The 20,457-nt window shown below is 62.0% G+C and carries 15 protein-coding genes; 9 read left to right on the top strand and 6 right to left on the bottom strand.

The window, feature by feature from the left end; genetic code table 11:
- Window positions 1-8 precede the first annotated feature (8 nt).
- Window positions 9-1,628 (top strand): FMN-binding glutamate synthase family protein, encoded by a 1,620-nt coding sequence (locus ACVWZT_RS14285; protein WP_457469921.1) that lies wholly within the window; start codon window positions 9-11, stop codon window positions 1,626-1,628.
- Between the two features lie 40 nt (window positions 1,629-1,668).
- Here the strand turns inward: ACVWZT_RS14285 and ACVWZT_RS14280 are convergent, their stop codons facing one another.
- Window positions 1,669-3,087, bottom strand: a complete 1,419-nt coding sequence (locus ACVWZT_RS14280; protein ID WP_457469919.1) for an amino acid permease — start codon at window positions 3,085-3,087, stop codon at window positions 1,669-1,671.
- Between the two features lie 20 nt (window positions 3,088-3,107).
- A complete protein-coding gene (locus tag ACVWZT_RS14275; RefSeq protein WP_296229958.1) occupies window positions 3,108-3,317 on the bottom strand; it encodes a hypothetical protein in 210 nt (69 codons plus the stop codon).
- 162 nt (window positions 3,318-3,479) lie between these two features.
- Between ACVWZT_RS14275 and ACVWZT_RS14270 the strand changes: the two genes are divergently transcribed.
- The 3 genes from ACVWZT_RS14270 to ACVWZT_RS14260 all read left to right on the top strand — a co-directional run bounded on the left by ACVWZT_RS14270 (window position 3,480) and on the right by ACVWZT_RS14260 (window position 8,017).
- On the top strand, window positions 3,480-6,629 hold the full coding sequence (locus ACVWZT_RS14270) for a transglycosylase domain-containing protein (protein ID WP_296229957.1): 3,150 nt from the start codon (window positions 3,480-3,482) through the stop codon (window positions 6,627-6,629).
- An 88-nt stretch (window positions 6,630-6,717) separates the two neighbouring features.
- Window positions 6,718-7,263 carry a PadR family transcriptional regulator gene (locus ACVWZT_RS14265; RefSeq protein WP_457469916.1) on the top strand — a complete coding sequence of 182 codons (546 nt, stop codon included), beginning with the start codon at window positions 6,718-6,720 and terminating at the stop codon, window positions 7,261-7,263.
- Window positions 7,256-8,017 carry a siderophore-interacting protein gene (locus ACVWZT_RS14260; protein WP_457469914.1) on the top strand — a complete coding sequence of 254 codons (762 nt, stop codon included), beginning with the start codon at window positions 7,256-7,258 and terminating at the stop codon, window positions 8,015-8,017. The genes ACVWZT_RS14265 and ACVWZT_RS14260 overlap by 8 nt, the downstream gene beginning before the upstream one ends.
- A 90-nt stretch (window positions 8,018-8,107) precedes the next feature.
- On the opposite strand, the gene ACVWZT_RS14255 is transcribed toward ACVWZT_RS14260, so the two are convergent.
- Window positions 8,108-8,749 (bottom strand): Pr6Pr family membrane protein, encoded by a 642-nt coding sequence (locus tag ACVWZT_RS14255; RefSeq protein WP_457469913.1) that lies wholly within the window; start codon window positions 8,747-8,749, stop codon window positions 8,108-8,110.
- 1 nt (window position 8,750) lies between these two features.
- The gene (locus ACVWZT_RS14250; RefSeq protein ID WP_133332077.1) at window positions 8,751-8,972 is read right to left on the bottom strand and encodes a VF530 family protein; all 222 of its coding nucleotides are present in this window, start codon (window positions 8,970-8,972) and stop codon (window positions 8,751-8,753) included.
- Window positions 8,973-9,136: 164 nt separating this feature from the next.
- Between ACVWZT_RS14250 and ACVWZT_RS14245 the strand changes: the two genes are divergently transcribed.
- The 5 genes from ACVWZT_RS14245 (at window position 9,137) to ACVWZT_RS14225 (ending at window position 18,264) form a co-directional block, all read left to right on the top strand.
- Entirely contained in the window at window positions 9,137-11,182 is a 2,046-nt protein-coding gene (locus ACVWZT_RS14245; protein ID WP_457469911.1) for a TonB-dependent receptor, read from the top strand.
- Between the two features lie 235 nt (window positions 11,183-11,417).
- Complete coding sequence (locus tag ACVWZT_RS14240) at window positions 11,418-12,752, top strand: carbohydrate porin (protein WP_457469909.1); 1,335 nt, start codon at window positions 11,418-11,420, stop codon at window positions 12,750-12,752.
- A 30-nt stretch (window positions 12,753-12,782) separates the two neighbouring features.
- Window positions 12,783-15,194 (top strand): glucose/quinate/shikimate family membrane-bound PQQ-dependent dehydrogenase, encoded by a 2,412-nt coding sequence (locus ACVWZT_RS14235; protein ID WP_296229950.1) that lies wholly within the window; start codon window positions 12,783-12,785, stop codon window positions 15,192-15,194.
- Window positions 15,195-15,336: 142 nt separating this feature from the next.
- Window positions 15,337-17,763 (top strand): endopeptidase La, encoded by a 2,427-nt coding sequence (gene lon, locus ACVWZT_RS14230; protein WP_296229949.1) that lies wholly within the window; start codon window positions 15,337-15,339, stop codon window positions 17,761-17,763.
- A 108-nt stretch (window positions 17,764-17,871) separates the two neighbouring features.
- Window positions 17,872-18,264, top strand: coding sequence for a protease inhibitor I42 family protein (locus ACVWZT_RS14225; protein WP_296229948.1), 393 nt, complete (start codon window positions 17,872-17,874; stop codon window positions 18,262-18,264).
- A 7-nt stretch (window positions 18,265-18,271) separates the two neighbouring features.
- Here ACVWZT_RS14225 and ACVWZT_RS14220 read toward each other — a convergent pair whose 3' ends face one another.
- Both ACVWZT_RS14220 and ACVWZT_RS14215 read right to left on the bottom strand, forming a co-directional pair.
- Window positions 18,272-19,201 (bottom strand): alpha-xenorhabdolysin family binary toxin subunit B, encoded by a 930-nt coding sequence (locus ACVWZT_RS14220; protein ID WP_457469906.1) that lies wholly within the window; start codon window positions 19,199-19,201, stop codon window positions 18,272-18,274.
- Window positions 19,202-19,212: 11 nt separating this feature from the next.
- Window positions 19,213-20,364, bottom strand: coding sequence for an alpha-xenorhabdolysin family binary toxin subunit A (locus tag ACVWZT_RS14215; RefSeq protein WP_457469904.1), 1,152 nt, complete (start codon window positions 20,362-20,364; stop codon window positions 19,213-19,215).
- Window positions 20,365-20,457: the final 93 nt, after the last annotated feature.

Here is a 20,457-nt window from a genome sequence, read left to right as displayed (position 1 = left end):
GACCCTGTATGAGCCTGTCACTTCTCAGCCGCTATGCCTTTTTCGCCGCCTGTGTGCTGTTCACCCTGGCGAGCCTGCCGTTCATCCACCATGAATGGTTGTGGCCACTCACCCTGACCAGCGCCGTCCTCAGCCTGATCGGCCTGTTCGACCTGCTGCAGCAACGCCATGCGGTGCGTCGCAACTACCCGATCCTGGGCAACATCCGCTACCTGGTCGAGGCCATTCGCCCGGAGATCCGCCAGTACCTGCTGGAGGCCGACAGCGATGCCCTGCCGTTCTCGCGTGCCCAGCGCTCGCTGGTGTATGCGCGGGCGAAGAACGAAGCCTCGGACAAACCCTTCGGTACCCTGATCGACGTGTACGCGTCCGGATTCGAGTTCATCGGCCACTCCATGCGCCCGGCGCCACTGGCCGACCCGGCAAGCTTCCGCGTTGTGGTCGGCGGGCCGCAGTGCAGCCAGCCGTATTCGGCGTCGATCTTCAACATTTCGGCCATGAGCTTCGGCTCGCTCAGTGCCAACGCCATTCGCGCGCTCAACCAGGGCGCCAAGCTAGGCAATTTTCACCATGACACCGGCGAAGGCAGCATCAGCCCCTATCATCGCGAACACGGTGGCGACCTGGTCTGGGAACTGGGCAGCGGCTACTTCGGCTGCCGCACGCCGGATGGGCGCTTCGACCCCGAACGTTTCGCCGCCCAGGCACGCAGCCCGCAGGTGCGGATGATCGAGATCAAGATGAGCCAGGGTGCCAAGCCCGGCCACGGCGGCATCCTGCCCAAGCACAAGGTGACCCGGGAAATCGCCGAGACCCGTGGTGTACTGATGGGCGAAGACTGCATTTCACCGTCACGTCACAGCGCCTTCTCCACCCCCATCGAGATGATGCAGTTCATCGCCCGGCTGCGTGAACTGTCTGGCGGAAAACCAGTGGGCTTCAAGTTCTGCCTGGGCCACCCATGGGAGTTCATGGGCATCGCCAAAGCCATGCTGGAAACCGGCATCCTGCCCGACTTCATCGTCGTCGATGGCAAGGAGGGCGGCACCGGCGCCGCGCCGGTGGAGTTCACCGACCACATCGGCGTACCGTTGCGCGAAGGCCTGCTGTTCGTGCACAACACGCTGGTCGGCCTGAACCTGCGCGACAAGATCAAGCTTGGCGCCAGCGGCAAGATTGTCAGCGCCTTTGACATCGCCAGCGTGCTGGCCATCGGTGCCGACTGGGCCAACTCGGCGCGCGGCTTCATGTTCGCCATCGGCTGTATCCAGTCGCAGAGCTGCCACACCAACAAGTGCCCGACCGGCGTGGCCACGCAAGACCCGCTGCGCCAGCGCGCGCTGGTGGTGCCGGACAAGGCCCAGCGGGTATTCAATTTCCACCACAACACCTTGCGTGCGCTGGCCGAGATGCTCGCGGCAGCGGGCCTGGAGCATCCAGCACAGCTGGAAGCCAAGCACCTGGTGCGGCGCATCTCCGCTACCGAGATCAAGCTGTTCTCGCAGATGCATGTGTTCCTGAAACCGGGTGAACTGCTGACCGGCGAGGTGAATGGCCAGTTCTATTCGCGCATGTGGCAGCTGGCGCGCGCGGACAGCTTTGAACCGAACAGTGAAATGGCGGCCTGATGGGTTCCTGGGGCCGCAAAGCGCCCCCAGGAACCCTGGATCAGGAAACCGTGCCTGCCGCGCCCTGCGCTTCTTTCGGCGCCAGGCGCAAGGCGTAGTACAGCACCGTCAGCAGCACCAGGAACGCCGGGCCGATATACAGCGCCACGCGGGTATCCTCGAAGTACGCCATCAGGCCAACCACCAGCACCAGGAAGGCCAGGGCCAGGTAGGAGCTAAGCGGCCATAGCCACATACGGTATTGCAGTGCGTTGCGCTCGGCGCTGCCGAGGCCGGCGCGGAACTTCAATTGCGCCAGCAGAATCATGACCCAGGTCCAGATCGCACCAAAGGTGGCGATCGAAGTCACCCAGACGAAGACCTTCTCCGGCACCAGGTAGTTGGCCAGCACGCCCAGCAGCAGCGCGCCGATCGACAGCAGCAGCGCATTGCGCGGCACGCCGTTCTTCGAGGTACGGGCGAAGGCGGCCGGGGCCTGGCCGTTCTGCGCCAGGCTGTAGAGCATGCGCCCGGTGCTGAAGATGCCGCCGTTGCACGAGGACAGCGCGGCGGTAATCACCACGAAGTTGATGATGCCGGCGGCGGTCTTGATGCCGAGGCGTTCGAAGGTCATGACGAACGGGCTGCCCTGGCTGCCGATTTCGTTCCACGGGTAGATCGACAGGATCACGAACAGCGCACCGACGTAGAACAGCAGGATGCGCCAGAACACCGAGCCGATGGCGTGCGGAATGGTCTTCTGCGGGTTGCGTGCTTCACCAGCGGTCAGGCCGATCATTTCCACGCCCAGATAGGCGAACATCACCATCTGCAGCGACATCAGCACGCCGGTCACGCCGTTGGGCATGAAGCCGCCGTTGCTCCACAGGTTGGAGATACCCACCGCTACGCCGTCATTGCCCAGGCCGAAGGCAATGATGCCAATGCCACCAAGGACCATGGCGATGATGGTGACGATCTTGATCAAAGCGAACCAGAACTCGAATTCACCGAACGCCTTGACCGCCACCAGGTTGACCGCGCCCATGCTGCCCAGCGCCGCCAGGGCCCAGATCCAGCGCGGTACGTCGGGGAACCAGATGCCCATATAGATGGCTACCGCGGTAATCTCCGCCACGCAGGTCACCAGCCACAGGAACCAGTAGTTCCAGCCGGTAAGGAAGCCCGCCAGCGGGCCGAGGTAGTCCTGGGCATAGCGGCTGAACGAACCGGCGACGGGATTGTGCACGGCCATTTCACCAAGGGCGCGCATGATCACCAGAATGGCCAAGCCACCGATGATATAGGACAGCATGATGGCGGGGCCGGCCATTTCGATGGCTTTGGCCGAACCGAGGAAAAGACCGACGCCGATACAGGCGCCCAGCGCCATCAGACGGATGTGCCGTTCGCCCAGTTCACGCTTGAGCGGGCCGCCATCAGTGGCCTGGCCGTGGGCAGGGTGGTTGCCGACTGGCATAGCAATACAACCTCGTTTTGTTATTGGATTTGACCTTCGTGCAGCACCGGCCAGGCCGATAGGCCGAGCGTTGGCTTGCCGAACTGGCCTTGTGGGCCGGCTCGAGTGCCGGAATAGAGCGTCCGGCAGGTCGAAGGGGCAAGCAGTATAGGAACACCGCTGTAGGGATTTTCGCTATATATACCGAAATAATCAGCGAGTTTTCCGGGGCATACGGCGGTCTTGGACATCGCCGCCTGGCACCATAGCAACATCGTCCGACGAAGAAACCCACACCAAAGCCGCATAGTCCCAATGCACTTTTCTCGGCTTCCTACAAATTTTTCACCTGCCCCGCTCAACGTCTAAGCTTCAGACAAGCAAGACGAAAACACTTGGCCGGATAGAAGACTATGGGCGCACTGTGGCAATCGGAACCAACCAGAACGGAAGCACCCGACCTACCTCCGGCCGAGACGCCACAACCCAAGTCCCCCCGTCAACGCCGGCTATGGTGGCGGCTGATCATTCTTATCCTGCTGGTGGCGCTGGTGGCCATTGGCTTCGCTGCGTACGACGAGTTCCGCACCTCCAACCTGCAGTCGCGGGAATTCAGCAAGCTGGCCACTACCCTCACCTATTCGCTGCAGCCAGGCCCCAGCGATGCCATCGTCTACCCTGGTGAAGGCCCGTTTGACAAACGCCTGGGCTACAGCGCCCTGGGGGAGTTCCTGCCGCGCCTGCTCAAGCGCGACTACCTGATCAGCGAGCAGGTGCGGTTCTCGCCGGCGCTGATGAACTACGTCGAGCATGGTTTGTTCGCCCCTTACATCGAGAAGATCCAGGCCGGGCTATCGATTACCGACTGCCGCGGCGACACGCTGTACCAGTACAAGTACCCGCAATACCTGTATCCGGACTTTGCCGCGATACCGCCGGTAATGGTCAACAGCCTGCTGTTCATCGAAAACCGCGACCTGCTCGACACCAAGGACCCACGCAACAACCCGGCCGTGGACTGGCCGCGCTTCGCCAAGGCTGCCTATAGCCAGGTGGCCAAGTACCTGGCCTTGCCCGGCCAGTCCGCGGGTGGCAGCACCCTGGCTACGCAGCTGGAAAAGTACCGACATTCACCGGACGGCCTGACCGTCTCGGGCGCCGAAAAGATTCGCCAGATGATTTCTGCCAGCGTGCGAGCCTACCAGGGTGGCCCCGACACCACCGAGGCACGCCAGCGTATCGTGCGTGACTACCTCAACAGTGTGCCGTTGTCGGCAGTGCCAGGGCATGGCGAAGTGCATGGCATGGCCGAAGGCCTGCGGGTGTGGTACGGCGCCGATTTCGACCAGGTCAACCAGGCCCTGATGTCCACCGCCAGTGACCCCGAAAGCATGGCCGCGCGCGGTCTGGCGCTGCGCCAGGTACTGTCATTGATGATTGCCCAGCGCCGCCCCTCGCACTACCTGTCCAAGGGGCGGATCGAGCTGGCGGAGCTGACCGATGCGCACATTCGCGTACTGGCTGCCAACAAGGTCATCGAACAGCCGCTGGCCAACGCCGCACTGGCCAGCAAGGTGGTTTACCGCGACTGGGTAGCGCAACCGACCATCGTGCCGATCGTCACCAACAAGGGCATCAGCCTGGCGCGCAACCGCCTGGCGGCCATGCTCAACCGCCCGTTGTACGACCTTGACCGCCTCGACCTGTCGGCCACCAGCACCCTGCAGGCTGACCTCCAGGTACAGGTCAGCCAATACCTGAAGAACCTTGCCGACCCCGCGTTCGCCGCACAGATTGGCCTGATTGGTGAGCGCCTGCTGACGACCAAGACCACCGACCAGGTGAGCTACAGCTTCACTTTGTTCGAGCGCACTGCCGATGGCTCGCGGGTGCGGGTGCAAACCGACAGCACCGACCAGCCTTTCGACATCAACGAAGGCAGCAAGCTGGAGCTGGGCTCCACCGCCAAGCTGCGCGTGCTCACCACCTACCTGGAAATCATCGCCGAGCTGCACGACAAATACGCCGGCAAACCTGCCGCCGAGTTGAAGAAAGTCGAAGTCGCCGAACTCGACCGCATCACCCAGTGGTCGCTGGAATGGCTCGCGCAGAACAGCAAGAACCAGAGCCTGGACGCCATGCTCGATGCCGCGCTGGAACGCAAGTATTCGGCCAACACCGGCGAAGCCTTCTTCACCGGTGGGGGTATGCATGTATTCAACAACTTCCGCAAGGAAGACAACAGCCGCAACCCGACCCTCAAGGACGCGTTGCGCGAATCGATCAACCTGCCGTTCATCCGCCTGATGCGCGACCTGGTGCGTTACGTGACCTACCAGCAGCCATACAACCGCCTGCCGTTGCTCAAGGACGACAGCGACCCGCGCCGCCAGGAATACCTGGCCCGTTTCGCCGACAAGGAAGGCACCAACTACCTGATGCGCTTCTGGAAGAAATACCAGCGCAAGACCTCGCAACAACGCCTGGACACCTTCCTCGACAGCATGCGCGTCACCCCGCAACGGCTGGCTGCGGTGCACCGCTACCTGTTCCCCGAGGCCGGGCAGGAAACCTTCAACGCCTTCGTCCGCGCCCACCTCAAGGGTGACAAGGCCGCCCTGGGCAAACTGACCGACGGCCGGCTGTCGGAGATGTACGACGCCTACGGGCCGGGCAAGTATGACTTGCCTGACCAGGGCTACATCGCCAAGGTGCACCCCCTGGACTTGTGGCTGCTCGGCTACCTGCTGAAGAACCCCAGCTCGACCTTGACTGAAATGGTCAATGCCAGCCGCTTCGAACGCCAGGAGGTGTACGGCTGGTTGTTCAAGAGCCGCCACCAGGGGGCCCGCGACAGCCGCATTCGCACCATGGTGGAAATCGAAGCATTCCTCGACATTCACCAGCGCTGGAAGCGTGTGGGCTATCCCTTCGACCACCTGGTGCCCTCGCTGGCCACTGCGATCGGTAGCTCGGGCGACCGCCCCGCCGCCCTCTCCGAACTGGTAGGCATCATCCAGAACGACGGTGTACGCCTGCCGACCTTGCGCATCGACACCCTGCATTTCGCCGCCAACACGCCGTACGAGACCAAGCTGATCACCGACCCGGACCGGGGCGTGCGGATCTTGCCGGTGGAAGTGGCGCGCGCCCTCAAAGGCGCCATGTCACAAGTGGTGGATGCAGGCACTGCGCGGCGTATTTCCGGCAGCTTCAAGTTGCAGGACGGTACGCCGCTGGTCATGGGCGGCAAGACCGGTACCGGTGACAACCGCATCGAAAGTTTCGGCGCCGGTGGCCGCCTGATCGGCTCGCGTTCGCTCAACCGTACCGCCACGTTCGTGTTCTTCCTGGGCGACAACCACTTCGGCACCTTGACCGCGTTCGTGCCCGGGCGCTCGGCGGAAGCATTCACGTTCACTTCGGCACTGCCGGTGCAGGTGCTCAAGGGCATGGCCCCCATCCTCCTGCCATACCTGCAACCAGGTAATCCGAACGAGTGCAGAGTGCCGCAGGTGGCAGCGCAGCGCGGCCAGTCGGACAAAAGCACATCGAATAATTAGATGATAATCATCCGCAGTTATGGCTTGTCTTCAGATATATCTTGAGTAATATCTTACGATATATCGCAAACGACGGAGCCCAGCCCCCATGCGCGAACATTCCCCCCACGACCTGTTCGAGCGACGCCCCGGCCGCGGCGAACGCGGCCCACGCGTATTCGCCCCTGGCGACCTCAAACTGTTGATGCTGGCCCTGCTTGCCGAGCAGCCCGGCCACGGCTACGACCTGATCCGCCAGATCGAGAATCTGTTCGATGGCAGCTACAGTCCAAGCCCCGGTGTGATCTACCCAACGCTGAATTTCCTCGAGGAGGCCGAGCTGATCGCCGGCCAGGTGCAGGGCAGCAAACGTCTCTATGCCATCACCGATGCCGGCCGCACCGCCTTGGCCGAACAGGCTGTTGCCCTGGATGGCGTACGCATGCGCATCGAGGTCAGCAAACGCGCCCTGCGCGGCCACGACCGCCCGCCCGAGATCCACGAAGCGGTCGGCAACCTGCGCCATGCACTGCACATGCACAGTGGCCGCTGGACACCGGAAGAAATCGAGCGGGTCCGCGAGCTGCTCAACCACGCCGCCAAAGCCATCGCCTCCGGGCCGACCGAGCCTGTCAGGGAGACACCCCATGAGTGACACCATCTATCGCGTCAATCACGAGATCCGCCAACGCCGCCTGCAGGTATTGCGGGTCACCGAACTGACCCCACGCATGCGCCGTATCACCTTGGGCGGGGCCGAGCTGCAGGGCTTCACCAGCGTGGGCAGCGATGACCACATCAAACTGCTGTTCGCCGAAACGCCCGAGCAAGCGCAGAGCATCGAGGCCCGTAGCCTCGGCAAGGACGGCGGCGCACGGCCGACCATGCGCGAGTACACGCCCCGGCGCGTCGACCTGGTGGCCAACGAACTGGACATCGATTTCGTGTTGCACGGCGACGGCCCTGCCTCGACCTGGGCCGCTCAGGCCGCACCCGGGCATACGCTGGACATCGCCGGGCCGCGGGCGTCGATGGTGGTGCCGGATATGTTCGACAGCTACTTGCTGATCGGGGACGAAACCGCTATTCCGGCCATTGCCCGCCGGTTGGAGGAATTGCCCGCAGGTCGCCAGGTGCTGGCGCTCATCCAGATCGAGGACGAACAGGAACGCCAGCCACTGCCGAGCAAGGCACAGGTGGAGGTGATTTGGGTACGTCGGCACCAGGAGGACCTGCTGGCCCTGGTGAAGAACCTGAGCTTGCCGCCAGGCCGGTTGTACGGCTGGGTGGCACTTGAGAAAACCCTGACCCGCCAGGCCAAGGCGCTGTTGCTGGAAAAGGGGGTACCTGAAAATGCACTGAAGGCCGCGGCCTACTGGCGTGCCGATGGGACTGTGGACGACGACTGAAGGGTTGTCGCCGGTCCTGGCGTCTTCGCGGGCAAGCCCCCATGCGCACGCGCAAGCCTTGGCTCCTGCGCTTTTCCTTCAGGAGCGGGCTTACCCGACTGATGGCCGGCGCACGCCGATCCACCGATCCAGCCCCAACACCACAAGCCCGATGCCCCAGAACCCCGCCAACACGCCGAGGGCGTTGAGCAGCACCTGCGCATATCCCAGGCCCGCCACATCGATGAACGGGTAGGCGTACACGCCAATCTCGCTGCCGCGCCACAACGCATAGGCAAAATATACCGCCGGGTACAATGCCCAAGCCGCAAGGTGCCATAATCGCAGCGTGCCCTTGGGCGTCTCAACCCACCAGTACAAGGCAAACAGCGCCGGCATCACGTCGTGCAGCAACTCGTCCGCCAGCCACTGCCAACCCTGCGGTTGCCACAAGTGGCGCAGCAACACGCTGTAAGCCAGCGCCACCAGGACGATACTGGTGACCACCGCCGAACTCACTGACGGCGAGAGGAAAAAGCGTTTGCCAGCCCCTTCGCGACCAAACGCTGCGTAACTCAGCACCGTCGCCACCAAGGTATTGGTCAATACAGTGAAGTAGCCGAATACGTTGATCAGGCCGCCAATCAGGCTGGCCTGTTCCTGCCAACGCGCCAGCAGCACCAGGTACACCTGCACGGTCAGGCCGAACCAGCCCAGCACGGCCATGCCGGTCAGCCAGGGACGGCGCGGCATGTCAGGCGTTGCGCTGCAGTTTCACGTACAGCTGCTCCACTTTTTCCCGCGCCCAGGGGGTCTTGCGCAGGAAGGTCAGGCTCGACTTGATGCTCGGGTTGCTCTTGAAACAACGCACATCGACGCGCTCGGCCAGGCCCTGCCATTGGTAGTGCGCCACCAGTTCAGTGAGGATCTGTTCAAGGGTCTTGCCGTGCAGCGCGTTGTGTTGGGCCGTGCTCATGCCAGTGCTCCGTGGGAAAGATGCGCACCTTACACGAGTGTAGTGGCGGGCGGGATCAGTCGTATCAACTGAAAAACCGCTGGCCAGGGACAAAAGCGGTGTGCTGAAATTAACATGTTATGTTGTAACATTACATAAGCACTCGCCAAGGAACGCCCCATCCCATGCTGTACACACCGCTTCGCCTCTCGCCCCTCGCCGTCGCCCTCTGGCTGGCCGCCTCGCCCGGCCAGGCCGTCGAACTCGAACCTCAGGTCATTACCGCCAACCCGCTTGGCAACCGACAACTGGCCGCCCCCGCCACCGTGCTTGAAGGTGACGACCTGCTGCAACAGCAGCACGGCAGCCTCGGTGAAACCCTGAACAAGCAGCCTGGTGTCGCTTCGACCTGGTTTGGCCCTGGCGCCAGTCGCCCGGTAATCCGAGGCCTGGACGGCGATCGCATTCGCATCCTGCGCAATGGCGTCGGCGCCCTAGACGCTTCGTCGTTGTCCTACGACCACGCCGTACCGCTGGACCCTGTCACCGTCGATCGGGTCGAGATCGTGCGCGGTCCGGCCGCCCTGCTCTACGGCGGTAACGCAATCGGTGGCGTGGTCAACACGTTCGACAACCGCATCCCGGACGCCCCCATCGATGGCATCCACGGTGCCGGCGAACTGCGCTACGGTGGCGCCGACACCACCCGCAGCAGCGCCGGCAAGCTTGAGGCTGGCAACGGTGCCTTCGCCCTGCACCTGGATGCCAATAGCCGCCAGTTCAATGACCTGCGAATCCCCGGTTACGCCCGCAGCTCCAAGGTGCGTGACATGGACGAGCCGGGCAGCAAACATCGCCTGGAAAACAGCGACGGCCGCCAGGACGGTGGTGCGGTGGGTGGCGCCTACCATTGGGACCACGGTTATGCAGGCCTGTCGTACAGCCGTTACGACAGCAACTATGGCTCGGTGGCCGAGCCTGGCGTGCGCCTGGACATGCAGCAGGATCACTATGCCTTCGCCAGCGAACTGCGCGACCTCGACGGCCCGTTCAGTTCGGTCAAGGTCGATGCTGGCTACACCGATTACGAACACCGCGAAGTTGAACAAGGCGAGGTCCATACCACCTTCAGGAACCGGGGCTACGAAGCACGCATCGAAGCCCGCCACCAGCCGCTCGGGCCGGTGCAAGGCGTGGTCGGCGCACAGGTCAGCCGCAACCAGTTCTCCGCCCTGGGTGAGGAGGCTTTCGTCCCGCACACCGACACCGACAGCCTGGCGCTGTTCATGCTGGAGCAGTGGCAAGCCACCGAGCGCCTGAACCTGAGCTTGGGCGCCCGCATGGAGCACACCCGCGTGGACCCGGACGCCAAGGGCAACGAGAACTTCCTGGCAGCCGACAGCGCCAGCAGTTTCAACGCATTCAGCCTGTCTTCAGGGGCGGTGTACCAGCTCGACCCGGTCTGGTCGCTGGCCGCCAACCTTGGCTACACCGAACGCGCCCCGACCTTCTACGAGCTGTACGCCAATGGCGCCCACGTGGCGACGGGTGCCTTCGAAGTCGGCGATGCCGGCCTGAACAAGGAAAAAGCCATTTCCACGGACCTGGCACTGCGCTTCGACAATGGTACCCACAAGGGTAGCGTCGGGCTGTTCTACAGCCACTTCCGCAACTACATCGGCCTGATCGGTACCGGTAACCTGCGCGAGGGTCATGATCATGACCATGACGAAGATGACCATGACCACGATCATGGCCACGACGGCTTACCGGAATACCAGTATCAAGGCGTGCGGGCGCGCTTCTATGGCATCGAGGCCCAGGACCGTTGGCAACTGCTGGAAAACCGTTACGGCAGCTTCGCACTGGAACTGTCGGGCGACTATACGCGGGCGAAGAACCTGGACAGTGGCGAGCCGCTGCCCCGCATCGCCCCACTGCGCCTGAACAGCGGCCTGGTCTGGGAGCTGGACCGCTGGCAGGCGCGAGTGGACGTGCAGCACGCCGCATCGCAGCATCGCAAGCCGGCCAACGAAACCAGCACCGATGGCTACACCACGTTGGCGGCGAGTGTCGGCTACCGCTTCGACATCGGCCAGAGCCAATGGCTGGCGTTCATCCGCGGCGAGAACCTGACCGACCAGACCGTGCGCTATGCCAGCTCGATCCTGCGGGATATCGCGCCGGCCCCTGGGCGTAGCGTGCAAGTCGGGCTGCGTACCTCCTTCTGAAATAGCGGGGCGCCTTGCGCCCCGATCGCCGGCAGAGCCCCTCCGCCGTCAATTGTTACCGGCAGCGGAATAATCCACTGCGACAATTTGTCTTTTTTTCTTGCAACTTCCCCTATATCCTCCGCGCCGCAAGCTGAAACGCTTCATTTGACTGATCCTGTCGCCATTTCCATCGAGGGCCCTGCCCTTCGATGCGCTTGCCGTTTATTCGATAATCAGAAGATAGCGCTATCTCATGTTCCAACTGCCCAAAACCTGTTACATCGGCCTTGCCCTCAGTGCCTTGGCAATCCCCGCCACTGCCAGCGATATGTTCGCCAGCGACTCCCCATGGATGCTCGGCGACTGGGGCGGTAGCCGCAACGAATTGCTGGAAAAAGGCTATGACTTCACCCTCGGCTACACCGGCGAGATGGGCAGCAACCTGCACGGCGGCTACGACCACGATCGCACCGCGCGCTACAGCGACCAGTTCACCTTCGGCAGCCATCTGGACCTGGAGAAGATCCTCGGCTGGCACGACAGCGAATTCCAGCTGACCATCACCGAGCGTTACGGCGACAACATCAGCAACGACCGTATCAACGACCCACGCGTCGGCGGTTTCACCTCGGCCCAGGAAGTCTGGGGCCGTGGCGAAACCTGGCGGTTGACCCAGATGTGGATCAAGCAGAAGTACTTCGACGGCGCGCTGGACGTGAAATTCGGCCGTTTCGGCGAAGGCGAGGACTTCAACAGCTTCCCCTGCGACTTCCAGAACCTGGCCTTCTGCGGCTCTCAGGTAGGCAACTGGGTCGGTGGCATCTGGTACAACTGGCCGGTCAGCCAATGGGCCCTGCGCGTACGCTACAACTTCAGCGACGCCCTCTACGCCCAGGTCGGCGTGTTCGAGCAGAACCCCTCCAACCTCGAATCGGGCAACGGCTTCAAGCTCAGCGGCAGCGGCACCCAGGGTGCGGTGATGCCGATCGAACTGGTGTGGAGCCCACGGGTCAATGGCCTTGAAGGGGAATATCGCGCCGGCTACTACTACAGTAATGCCAAGGCACAGGATGTTCTCAAGGACAACAACGGCCAGCCGGCAGCGCTCAGCGGCGCCAGCTACCGCAGCAGCTCGAGCAAGCACGGCTTGTGGCTCGGTGCGCAGCAGCAGGTGACTTCGCTGGCGTCCGACCAGTCGCGTGGCCTGAGCCTGTTCGCCAATGCCACGGTACACGACAAGAAGACCAATGCCATCGACAACTATGTGCAGGCTGGACTGGTATTCAAAGGGCCCTTCGACGCCCGCGCCAAGGACGACATCGGTTTCGCCCTGGCCCGTGTGCACGTCAACCCGGGCTACCGCAAGAACGCCCGCCTGGCCAACCAGGCCGCCGGCCTCGATGACTACGACAACCCTGGTTTCCTGCCCGTACAGGACACCGAGTACAGCGCCGAACTGTACTACGGCATCCATCTGGCCGACTGGCTCACGGTACGCCCCAACCTGCAGTACATCCGCCACCCGGGCGGGGTGTCGCAGGTCGATGACGCCCTGATCGGCGGCCTGAAGATCCAGAGCACTTTCTAACCCCCTTTTTGACCTGACGGAGAACCTGAGATGAGCACTGAAGGTGCCAACACTGGAAGCCGCTGGCTACCGCGCCTGATTGGCGCGCTGCTGTTGCTGATGGGCCTGGCCTTGCTGGCCGGCGGCATCAAGCTGAGCCAGCTGGGCGGATCGCTGTACTACCTGATCGCCGGTATCGGCTTTGCCCTGGCGGGCATCCTGCTGCTGGCCCAGCGCCGCATCGCCCTGGGCCTGTACGGCCTGATACTGCTGGGCAGCACCGTGTGGGCCCTGCTCGAAGTGGGCCTGGACTGGTGGCAACTGGTACCGCGCCTGGCCATCTGGTTTGCCATCGGCGTGGTGCTGCTGCTGCCTTGGGCACGACGCCCGTTGATCGGCCCGGCCAACAAGGCCAATACCGCGTTGCTCAGCGTTGCCGTGGTGGCTTCCGGCGCTTGCGCCCTGGCCAGCCAGTTCACTCACCCGGGCGAAGTGTTCGGTGAACTGGGCCGCGACAGCAGCGAAATGGCCAGCGCCGCACCGGCCATGCCTGATGGCGAATGGCAGGCCTATGGCCGTACCGAGCATGGCGACCGCTATTCGCCGCTGCGCCAGATCACCCCGCAGAATGCTTACCGCCTGGAAGAGGCCTGGCGTATTCGCACGGGTGACTTGCCAACCGAAAACGACCCGGTGGAGCTGACCAACCAGAATACCCCGCTGAAGGTCAACGGCATGCTCTACGCCTGCACGGCGCACAGCCGCCTGCTGGCCCTGGACCCGGACACCGGCGCGGAAATCTGGCGCTACGACCCGCAGGTCAAGAGCCCGGTCGGCACCTTCAAGGGCTTTGCCCACATGACCTGCCGTGGCGTTTCGTACTATGACGAAAACCGCTATGTCAGCCGCGATGGCAGCCCGGCCCCGAAAATCTCCGACGCCGGCCAGGCCGTGGCCCAGGCCTGCCCACGCCGTCTGTACCTGCCCACGGCGGATGCCCGCCTGATCGCCATCAACGCCGACAACGGCAAGGTCTGTGAAGGCTTTGCCAACCAGGGCGTGATCGACCTGACCACCGGCATCGGCCCGTTCACCGCTGGCGGCTACTACTCCACTTCGCCGGCCGCAATCACCCGCGACCTGGTGATCATCGGTGGCCACGTCACCGACAACGAGTCGACCAACGAGCCGTCCGGCGTGATCCGCGCCTACGACGTGCATGATGGCCATCTGGTGTGGAACTGGGACAGCAACAACCCGGACGACACCAAGCCCCTGGCCCCCGGCAAGATGTACAGCCGCAACTCGGCGAACATGTGGTCGATTGCCAGCGTCGACGAAGACCTCGGCATGATCTACCTGCCGCTGGGCAACCAGACTCCGGACCAGTGGGGCGCCAACCGTACCCCAGGCGCGGAGAAGTACAGCGCCGGCGTGGTCGCCCTCGACCTGGCCACCGGCAAGGCCCGCTGGAACTACCAGTTCACCCATCACGACCTGTGGGACATGGACGTCGGTAGCCAGCCGACCCTGGTCCACCTGAAGACCGATGACGGCGTGAAACCGGCGATCATCGTGCCGACCAAGCAAGGCAGCCTGTACGTGCTCGACCGTCGTGACGGTACGCCGATCGTACCGATCCGCGAAATCCCTACCCCGCAGGGCGCGGTCAAGGGCGACCACACCTCGCCGACCCAGGCCCGCTCCGATCTCAACCTGCTCGGCCCTGAGCTGACCGAACAGGCCATGTGGGGCGCCACGCCGTTCGACCAGATGCTGTGCCGTATCCAGTTCCGCGAGCTGCGTTACGAAGGCCAGTACACCCCGCCATCCGAGCAAGGGTCGCTGGTCTACCCAGGTAACGTCGGCGTGTTCAACTGGGGCAGCGTGTCGGTCGACCCGGTGCGGCAACTGCTGTTCACCTCGCCCAACTACATGGCCTTCGTGTCGAAGATGGTCCCGCGTGAGCAGGTGGCCGCAGGCAGCAAGCGCGAAAGCGAGACCAGCGGCGTGCAGCCGAACACCGGCGCTCCTTACGCAGTGATCATGCACCCGTTCATGTCGCCGCTTGGCGTACCGTGCCAGGCCCCGGCCTGGGGCTATGTTGCCGCCATCGACCTGTTCACCAACAAAGTGGTGTGGAAGCACAAGAACGGCACCACCCGCGACAGTACTCCGGTACCGATCGGCCTGCCGGTGGGCGTGCCAAGCATGGGCGGCTCGATCGTTACCGCCGGTGGCGTCGGCTTCCTCAGCGGTACCCTCGACCAGTACCTGCGCGCCTATGACGTGAACAACGGCAAGGAACTGTGGAAAGCCCGCCTGCCAGCGGGTGGCCAGGCCACGCCGATGACCTACACCGGCAAGGATGGCAAACAGTACGTGCTGGTGACCGCCGGCGGACACGGCTCGCTGGGCACCCGCATGGGCGATTACATCATCGCTTACAAACTCGCCGACTAAGCTTCAAGGCGGCAAGCTACGAACGAAAGCGGGGCCTGTGCGGTCCCGCTTTTTTCCTGCCACTGCACACGTGACGCTTGAAGCTTGAAACCCCTTCTTTCCCGCCCCATCTAAGCACCATAGTCATTCACGCAGGTGCCCCATGAGCGACCAGCAGGATTTCCCGGAACATCCCGACGAACACAGCGAAGTCGAACACACCACTCACCAGGCCGAAACCAGCCACGGCCACGCCCTCGCCCTGCCCGGCCAGCAGCTGCCGGACAAGGTCTACTTGATCCCGATCCACAATCGCCCGTTCTTCCCGGCCCAGGTACTGCCGGTCATCGTCAATGAAGAGCCTTGGGCAGAAACCCTCGACCTGGTGGCCAAGTCGCCAGACCATTGCCTGGCCCTGTTCTTCATGGACACCCCGCCAGAAGACCACCGCCATTTCGACACCTCGGCCCTGCCGGAGTACGGCACGCTGGTGAAGGTGCACCATGCCAGCCGCGAGAACGGCAAGCTGCAGTTCGTCGCCCAGGGCTTGAGCCGGGTACGCATCCGCACCTGGCTCAAGCACCACCGCCCGCCCTACCTGGTCGAGGTCGAGTACCCGCGCCAACCCGCCGAGCCGACCGACGAGGTCAAGGCCTACGGCATGGCGCTGATCAACGCGATCAAGGAACTGCTGCCGCTCAACCCGCTGTACAGCGAAGAGCTGAAGAACTATCTCAACCGCTTCAGCCCCAACGACCCGTCGCCGCTCACCGACTTCGCCGCCGCCCTTACCTCGGCCACCGGCAGCCAGCTGCAGGAAGTGCTCGATTGCGTGCCCATGCTCAAACGCATGGAAAAGGTCCTGCCAATGCTGCGCAAGGAAGTCGAAGTCGCGCGCCTGCAGAACGAGATCTCGGCCGAGGTCAACCGGCAAATCGGCGAACACCAGCGCGAGTTCTTCCTCAAGGAGCAGTTGAAGGTCATCCAGCAGGAGCTGGGCCTGACCAAGGATGACCGCAGCGCCGACCTCGAGCAATTCGAACAGCGCCTGGAAGGCAAGACCCTGCCGGACCAGGCACGCCGGCGCATTGATGAAGAGATGGGCAAGCTGGCCATCCTCGAAACCGGTTCGCCCGAGTACGCCGTCACCCGCAACTACCTGGACTGGGCCACCGCCCTGCCCTGGGGCATCTATGGCAAGGACAAGCTCGACCTGAAGCACGCGCGCAAAGTCCTTGACCAGCACCACGCCGGCCTCGACGACATCAAGGAGCGCATCCTCGAGTTCCTCGCCGTGGGGGCCTGGAAAGGCGAGATCAGTGGCTCGATCGTGCTGCTGGTGGGGCCGCCCGGGGTGGGCAAGACCAGTATCGGCAAGTCCATCGCCGAATCGCTGGGTCGACCGTTCTACCGCTTCAGCGTCGGCGGCATGCGCGACGAAGCCGAGATCAAGGGCCACCGCCGCACCTACATCGGCGCCCAGCCCGGCAAGCTGGTGCAGGCGCTGAAGGACGTCGAAGTGATGAACCCTGTCATCATGCTCGATGAAATCGACAAGATGGGCCAGAGCTACCAGGGCGACCCGGCGTCGGCCCTGCTGGAAACCCTCGACCCGGAGCAGAACGTCGACTTCCTCGACCACTACCTCGATTTGCGCCTGGACCTGTCCAAAGTGCTGTTCGTGTGCACCGCCAATACCCTCGACTCGATCCCGGGGCCGTTGCTCGACCGCATGGAAGTGATCCGCCTGTCCGGCTATATCACCGAGGAGAAGCTGGCCATTGCCAAGCGCCACCTGTGGCCCAAGCAACTGGACAAGGCCGGTGTGGCCAAGACCAGCCTCGCCATCAGCGACAGCGCCCTGCGCACGGTCATCGAAGGCTATGCCCGCGAGGCCGGTGTACGCCAGCTGGAGAAGCAACTGGGCAAGCTGGTGCGCAAGGCGGTGGTCAAGCTGCTGGAAAACCCCGAGGCCAAGCTGAAGATCGGTACCAAGGACCTGGAAGCCGCCCTCGGCATGCCGGTGTTCCGTAGCGAGCAGGTGCTGGCTGGCAAAGGCGTGATCACCGGGCTGGCCTGGACCAGCATGGGTGGTGCCACGCTGCCGATCGAAGCCACCCGCATCCACACGCTCAACCGCGGTTTCAAGCTGACCGGCAAACTGGGTGACGTGATGAAGGAATCCGCCGAAATCGCTTATAGCTACGTCAGCTCCAACCTCAAGCAGTTTGGCGGCGACCCGGGCTTCTTCAATGAAGCCTTCATTCACCTGCATGTGCCCGAAGGGGCTACCCCCAAAGACGGTCCGAGTGCCGGCATCACCATGGCCAGTGCCTTGCTGTCGCTGGCCCGGGACCAGGCACCGAAGAAAGGCGTGGCCATGACTGGCGAGCTGACGCTGACCGGGCAGGTGCTGCCGATTGGCGGGGTGCGCGAGAAGGTGATAGCGGCGCGGCGGCAGAAGATCTTCGAGCTGATCCTGCCGGAGCCTAACCGGGGTGACTTCGAAGAGCTACCGGACTACCTGCGTGAGGGCCTGACGGTGCATTTCGCCAAGCGCTTTGCCGACGTGGCAAAAGTGTTGTTCTGAGCTGTTCCGGCCTCTTTGCGGCTAGAACCGCGAAGCGGCCGGTGCAGGTAACACAAATCTCCTCGATCATCGGTTATCCTCAGGCCATCGTCAGCCTCCGGAGCCAACATGACCAACCCCCGTCTGCTCGTTCCCCTGAGCTTCGCCCTGCTTTCTGCCTGTGCCCAACAGCCCACACAGCCCATCGAACTGAACGCCGAAAGCGAATGCCCGACACGCCTTCAGGTGGGCCAGACCCTGACCCTGACCCTGCCCAGCAATCCGTCCACCGGCTATCGCTGGCGGGTCGAGAACCCCGCCGCCAACGTGCTGCGCAGCCTCGGCCCGGAGGTGTACAGCGCCCCTGAAGAAGAGGATGTGGTTGGCAGCGCCGGCGTCTCCACCTGGCGCTACCAGGCCAACAGTGCAGGTGAAGCCCGATTGGTGCTGGTCTATCAGCAACCCTGGGCGCCGGAGGTATCGCCCGTGCAAACATTTGATTGTGCCATCAAGGTGAGATAATCACTCTTCACGCCATTTCAAAGCGGCGGCGCAAGGCAGCCAGATAGTCGCGAGCGGTCTCCAGAGCTGCCTGCAACTCGGTTAGCTGGACAGCTGCAGCAATCGCGCTGGAAATCTTTTGCCAGTGGCAGACAAACTTGTCCGCCTGCTCCACCCAGGGCGAACGCTTCCCGAGCAGTTCCTCGGCATGATTGAACTGGCCGCTTTTAGCCTGCTCCTCGTCCAGTTGCCTTTGCACTGTGCGCAACGTCTGCGTTTGCTGGTTCAAAACGCTGACGAGCTGCTCACGAGCGGCGACAATATTGGCAAACTCGCGCCCCTGCTCCAGCAAATCAGCGTTCCTATTTAGTTTTACCAAAGCCGCTTTGACCAGCTCCGGACTTGCAATAGGTTTCTTGATCGAAGCAAATACGCTGTCGATATCCTTCTCTTGAGGAATGACGTTACGCAGCGCAGCGCGCACAGAAGGCTGGTTCAAGGTCTTGAGCAGTCCATCGGCTTCAGCGATACGAGCCTGCTTCTCTGCCACTAACTGTTCGAGCTGCGTCACCGCACTGCGGAGCTTCACGACGACCTCTTCCTGATCTTGCCTGAGTTTCGCGACTTCCGGGGCACGGAAACCCGAGACCTGCGCGACAGCCGTGGCAATGTTCTCCATATCAGCCTGCAAACCTTGGCGAAGACGCAATAGATCTTCCTCGTCCAAACCGGCTGCACTGTTATCCAGATCAAGGTTCAATGCAACCAAGCTGGAGAGCACGTTTTCCCGAAGGGTATCGTTTCCTGCCTTGACCAAGCTGGTCAAATCGAGCAATCGTTCGCGCAAAGATGGGAGCAAACCGGTGGTGCTGTCGTAATAGAGCTCTGCCATGCTTGCCTCGATCGCTAACAGAACCTTGACATCAGGCAAGTTTTCACTGTCATTCCTTGCATTCATAATACGTCCTCTCAATATTCATTCAATACGTCATTGAAAAGCCTGGATATATTGCTCGAGATCCCAAGGATATTTTCCCACGGCGAAATAACACGCTGGAATCGGTCAACAAATTTCTTGAGTTCCAACCGCGTAGAAACACTATCAACGCGCTTGCTTGAGTTCTTGGCATAGGCCTCCATCAACACCCAAACGTCTTCCAGGTTCTTGATAGCCGTCCCGACATCGACCAGGCGAAACTGCATATCAACAATATGCGTCCTGATAATCTCAAAGTCCGACTGGCCGCCGAGCAACGCTGCTCTATTTGCCGCCAGTTCCTGTCTCTCACTAATCAATTTGTTTTTTTCTGCCCGCACCTTTTCGGCTTGAAAGCCATATATGCCTCCGGTAATCGCCAGCCCCAACGCTCCAAAAACCAGTCCGTAAAAAGCAGTACCGACAAGTCCATTATATTCAGCCAGTTTTTTCTCGATCTGGGTATCCAACACTTCGATATCTGCCTCCACCTTCGCCAATGCTTCAGAGACTTGCCCATCGCCGATGCGATTCAGCAAAGATTTGGCCATGGGGTGGAGAATTTCGGTGATATCATCGCCAAACCGGTCAATCAGCGCTTTCACAGTTCTGATACCCGTGAGTTTCTCTTGGATATCTTCCGTGATTACACTCAGGTGAACGTCAACTGTTTCGCGGAATGTGCGCGTTTCGTCTTCAGAAAGCACTGCACTGTCACCATCATCAGCGCCACTGGCTGCAGCCTCCCAGGCGTCCATGGTCTTGATCGTGCCTATCAAACTTTCCGCTTCGCGAATCAGGTCTTCAGCAAAAACCTGCAGATCGGCGCCCATGGTCTTGCATGCATCTTCAACGCGATCCCAAGAGTTGACATGCTTCCGAAGATTCTCAAAAAAAACATTGACATCCGCTACGTCCAGACCGAATGCAGCAAACGTCTCACTCAGCTTGTCTTGGTAGTCATGTGGCAACTGCCGAACAGCATCTTCATAGCGTTTGATTGTTCGTAGATTGTCCCGACTAAAGATGAAGGCCGGCTCATTTTTCTTCAGTTCAAAAATCTGACCCGGTACAAGTTCAATACGTTGATCTTCAGTAAGCTTATCGAATGGCAACGCTTCGGGCGCAGCGACATCATTTCCCATATAATACCTCCCATTATCAAACCTATGGCACGACGTTGCTGGCCACTTTAGTGTCTGCAGCGCATTAAAAGAGTCAGGACTTTATCGACAAGC

This window comes from Pseudomonas sp. TE21394 (genome assembly GCF_054057835.1).
The sequence above is the reverse complement of the archived record's forward strand: the minus strand, read 5'-3'. Positions and strand labels throughout refer to the sequence as shown.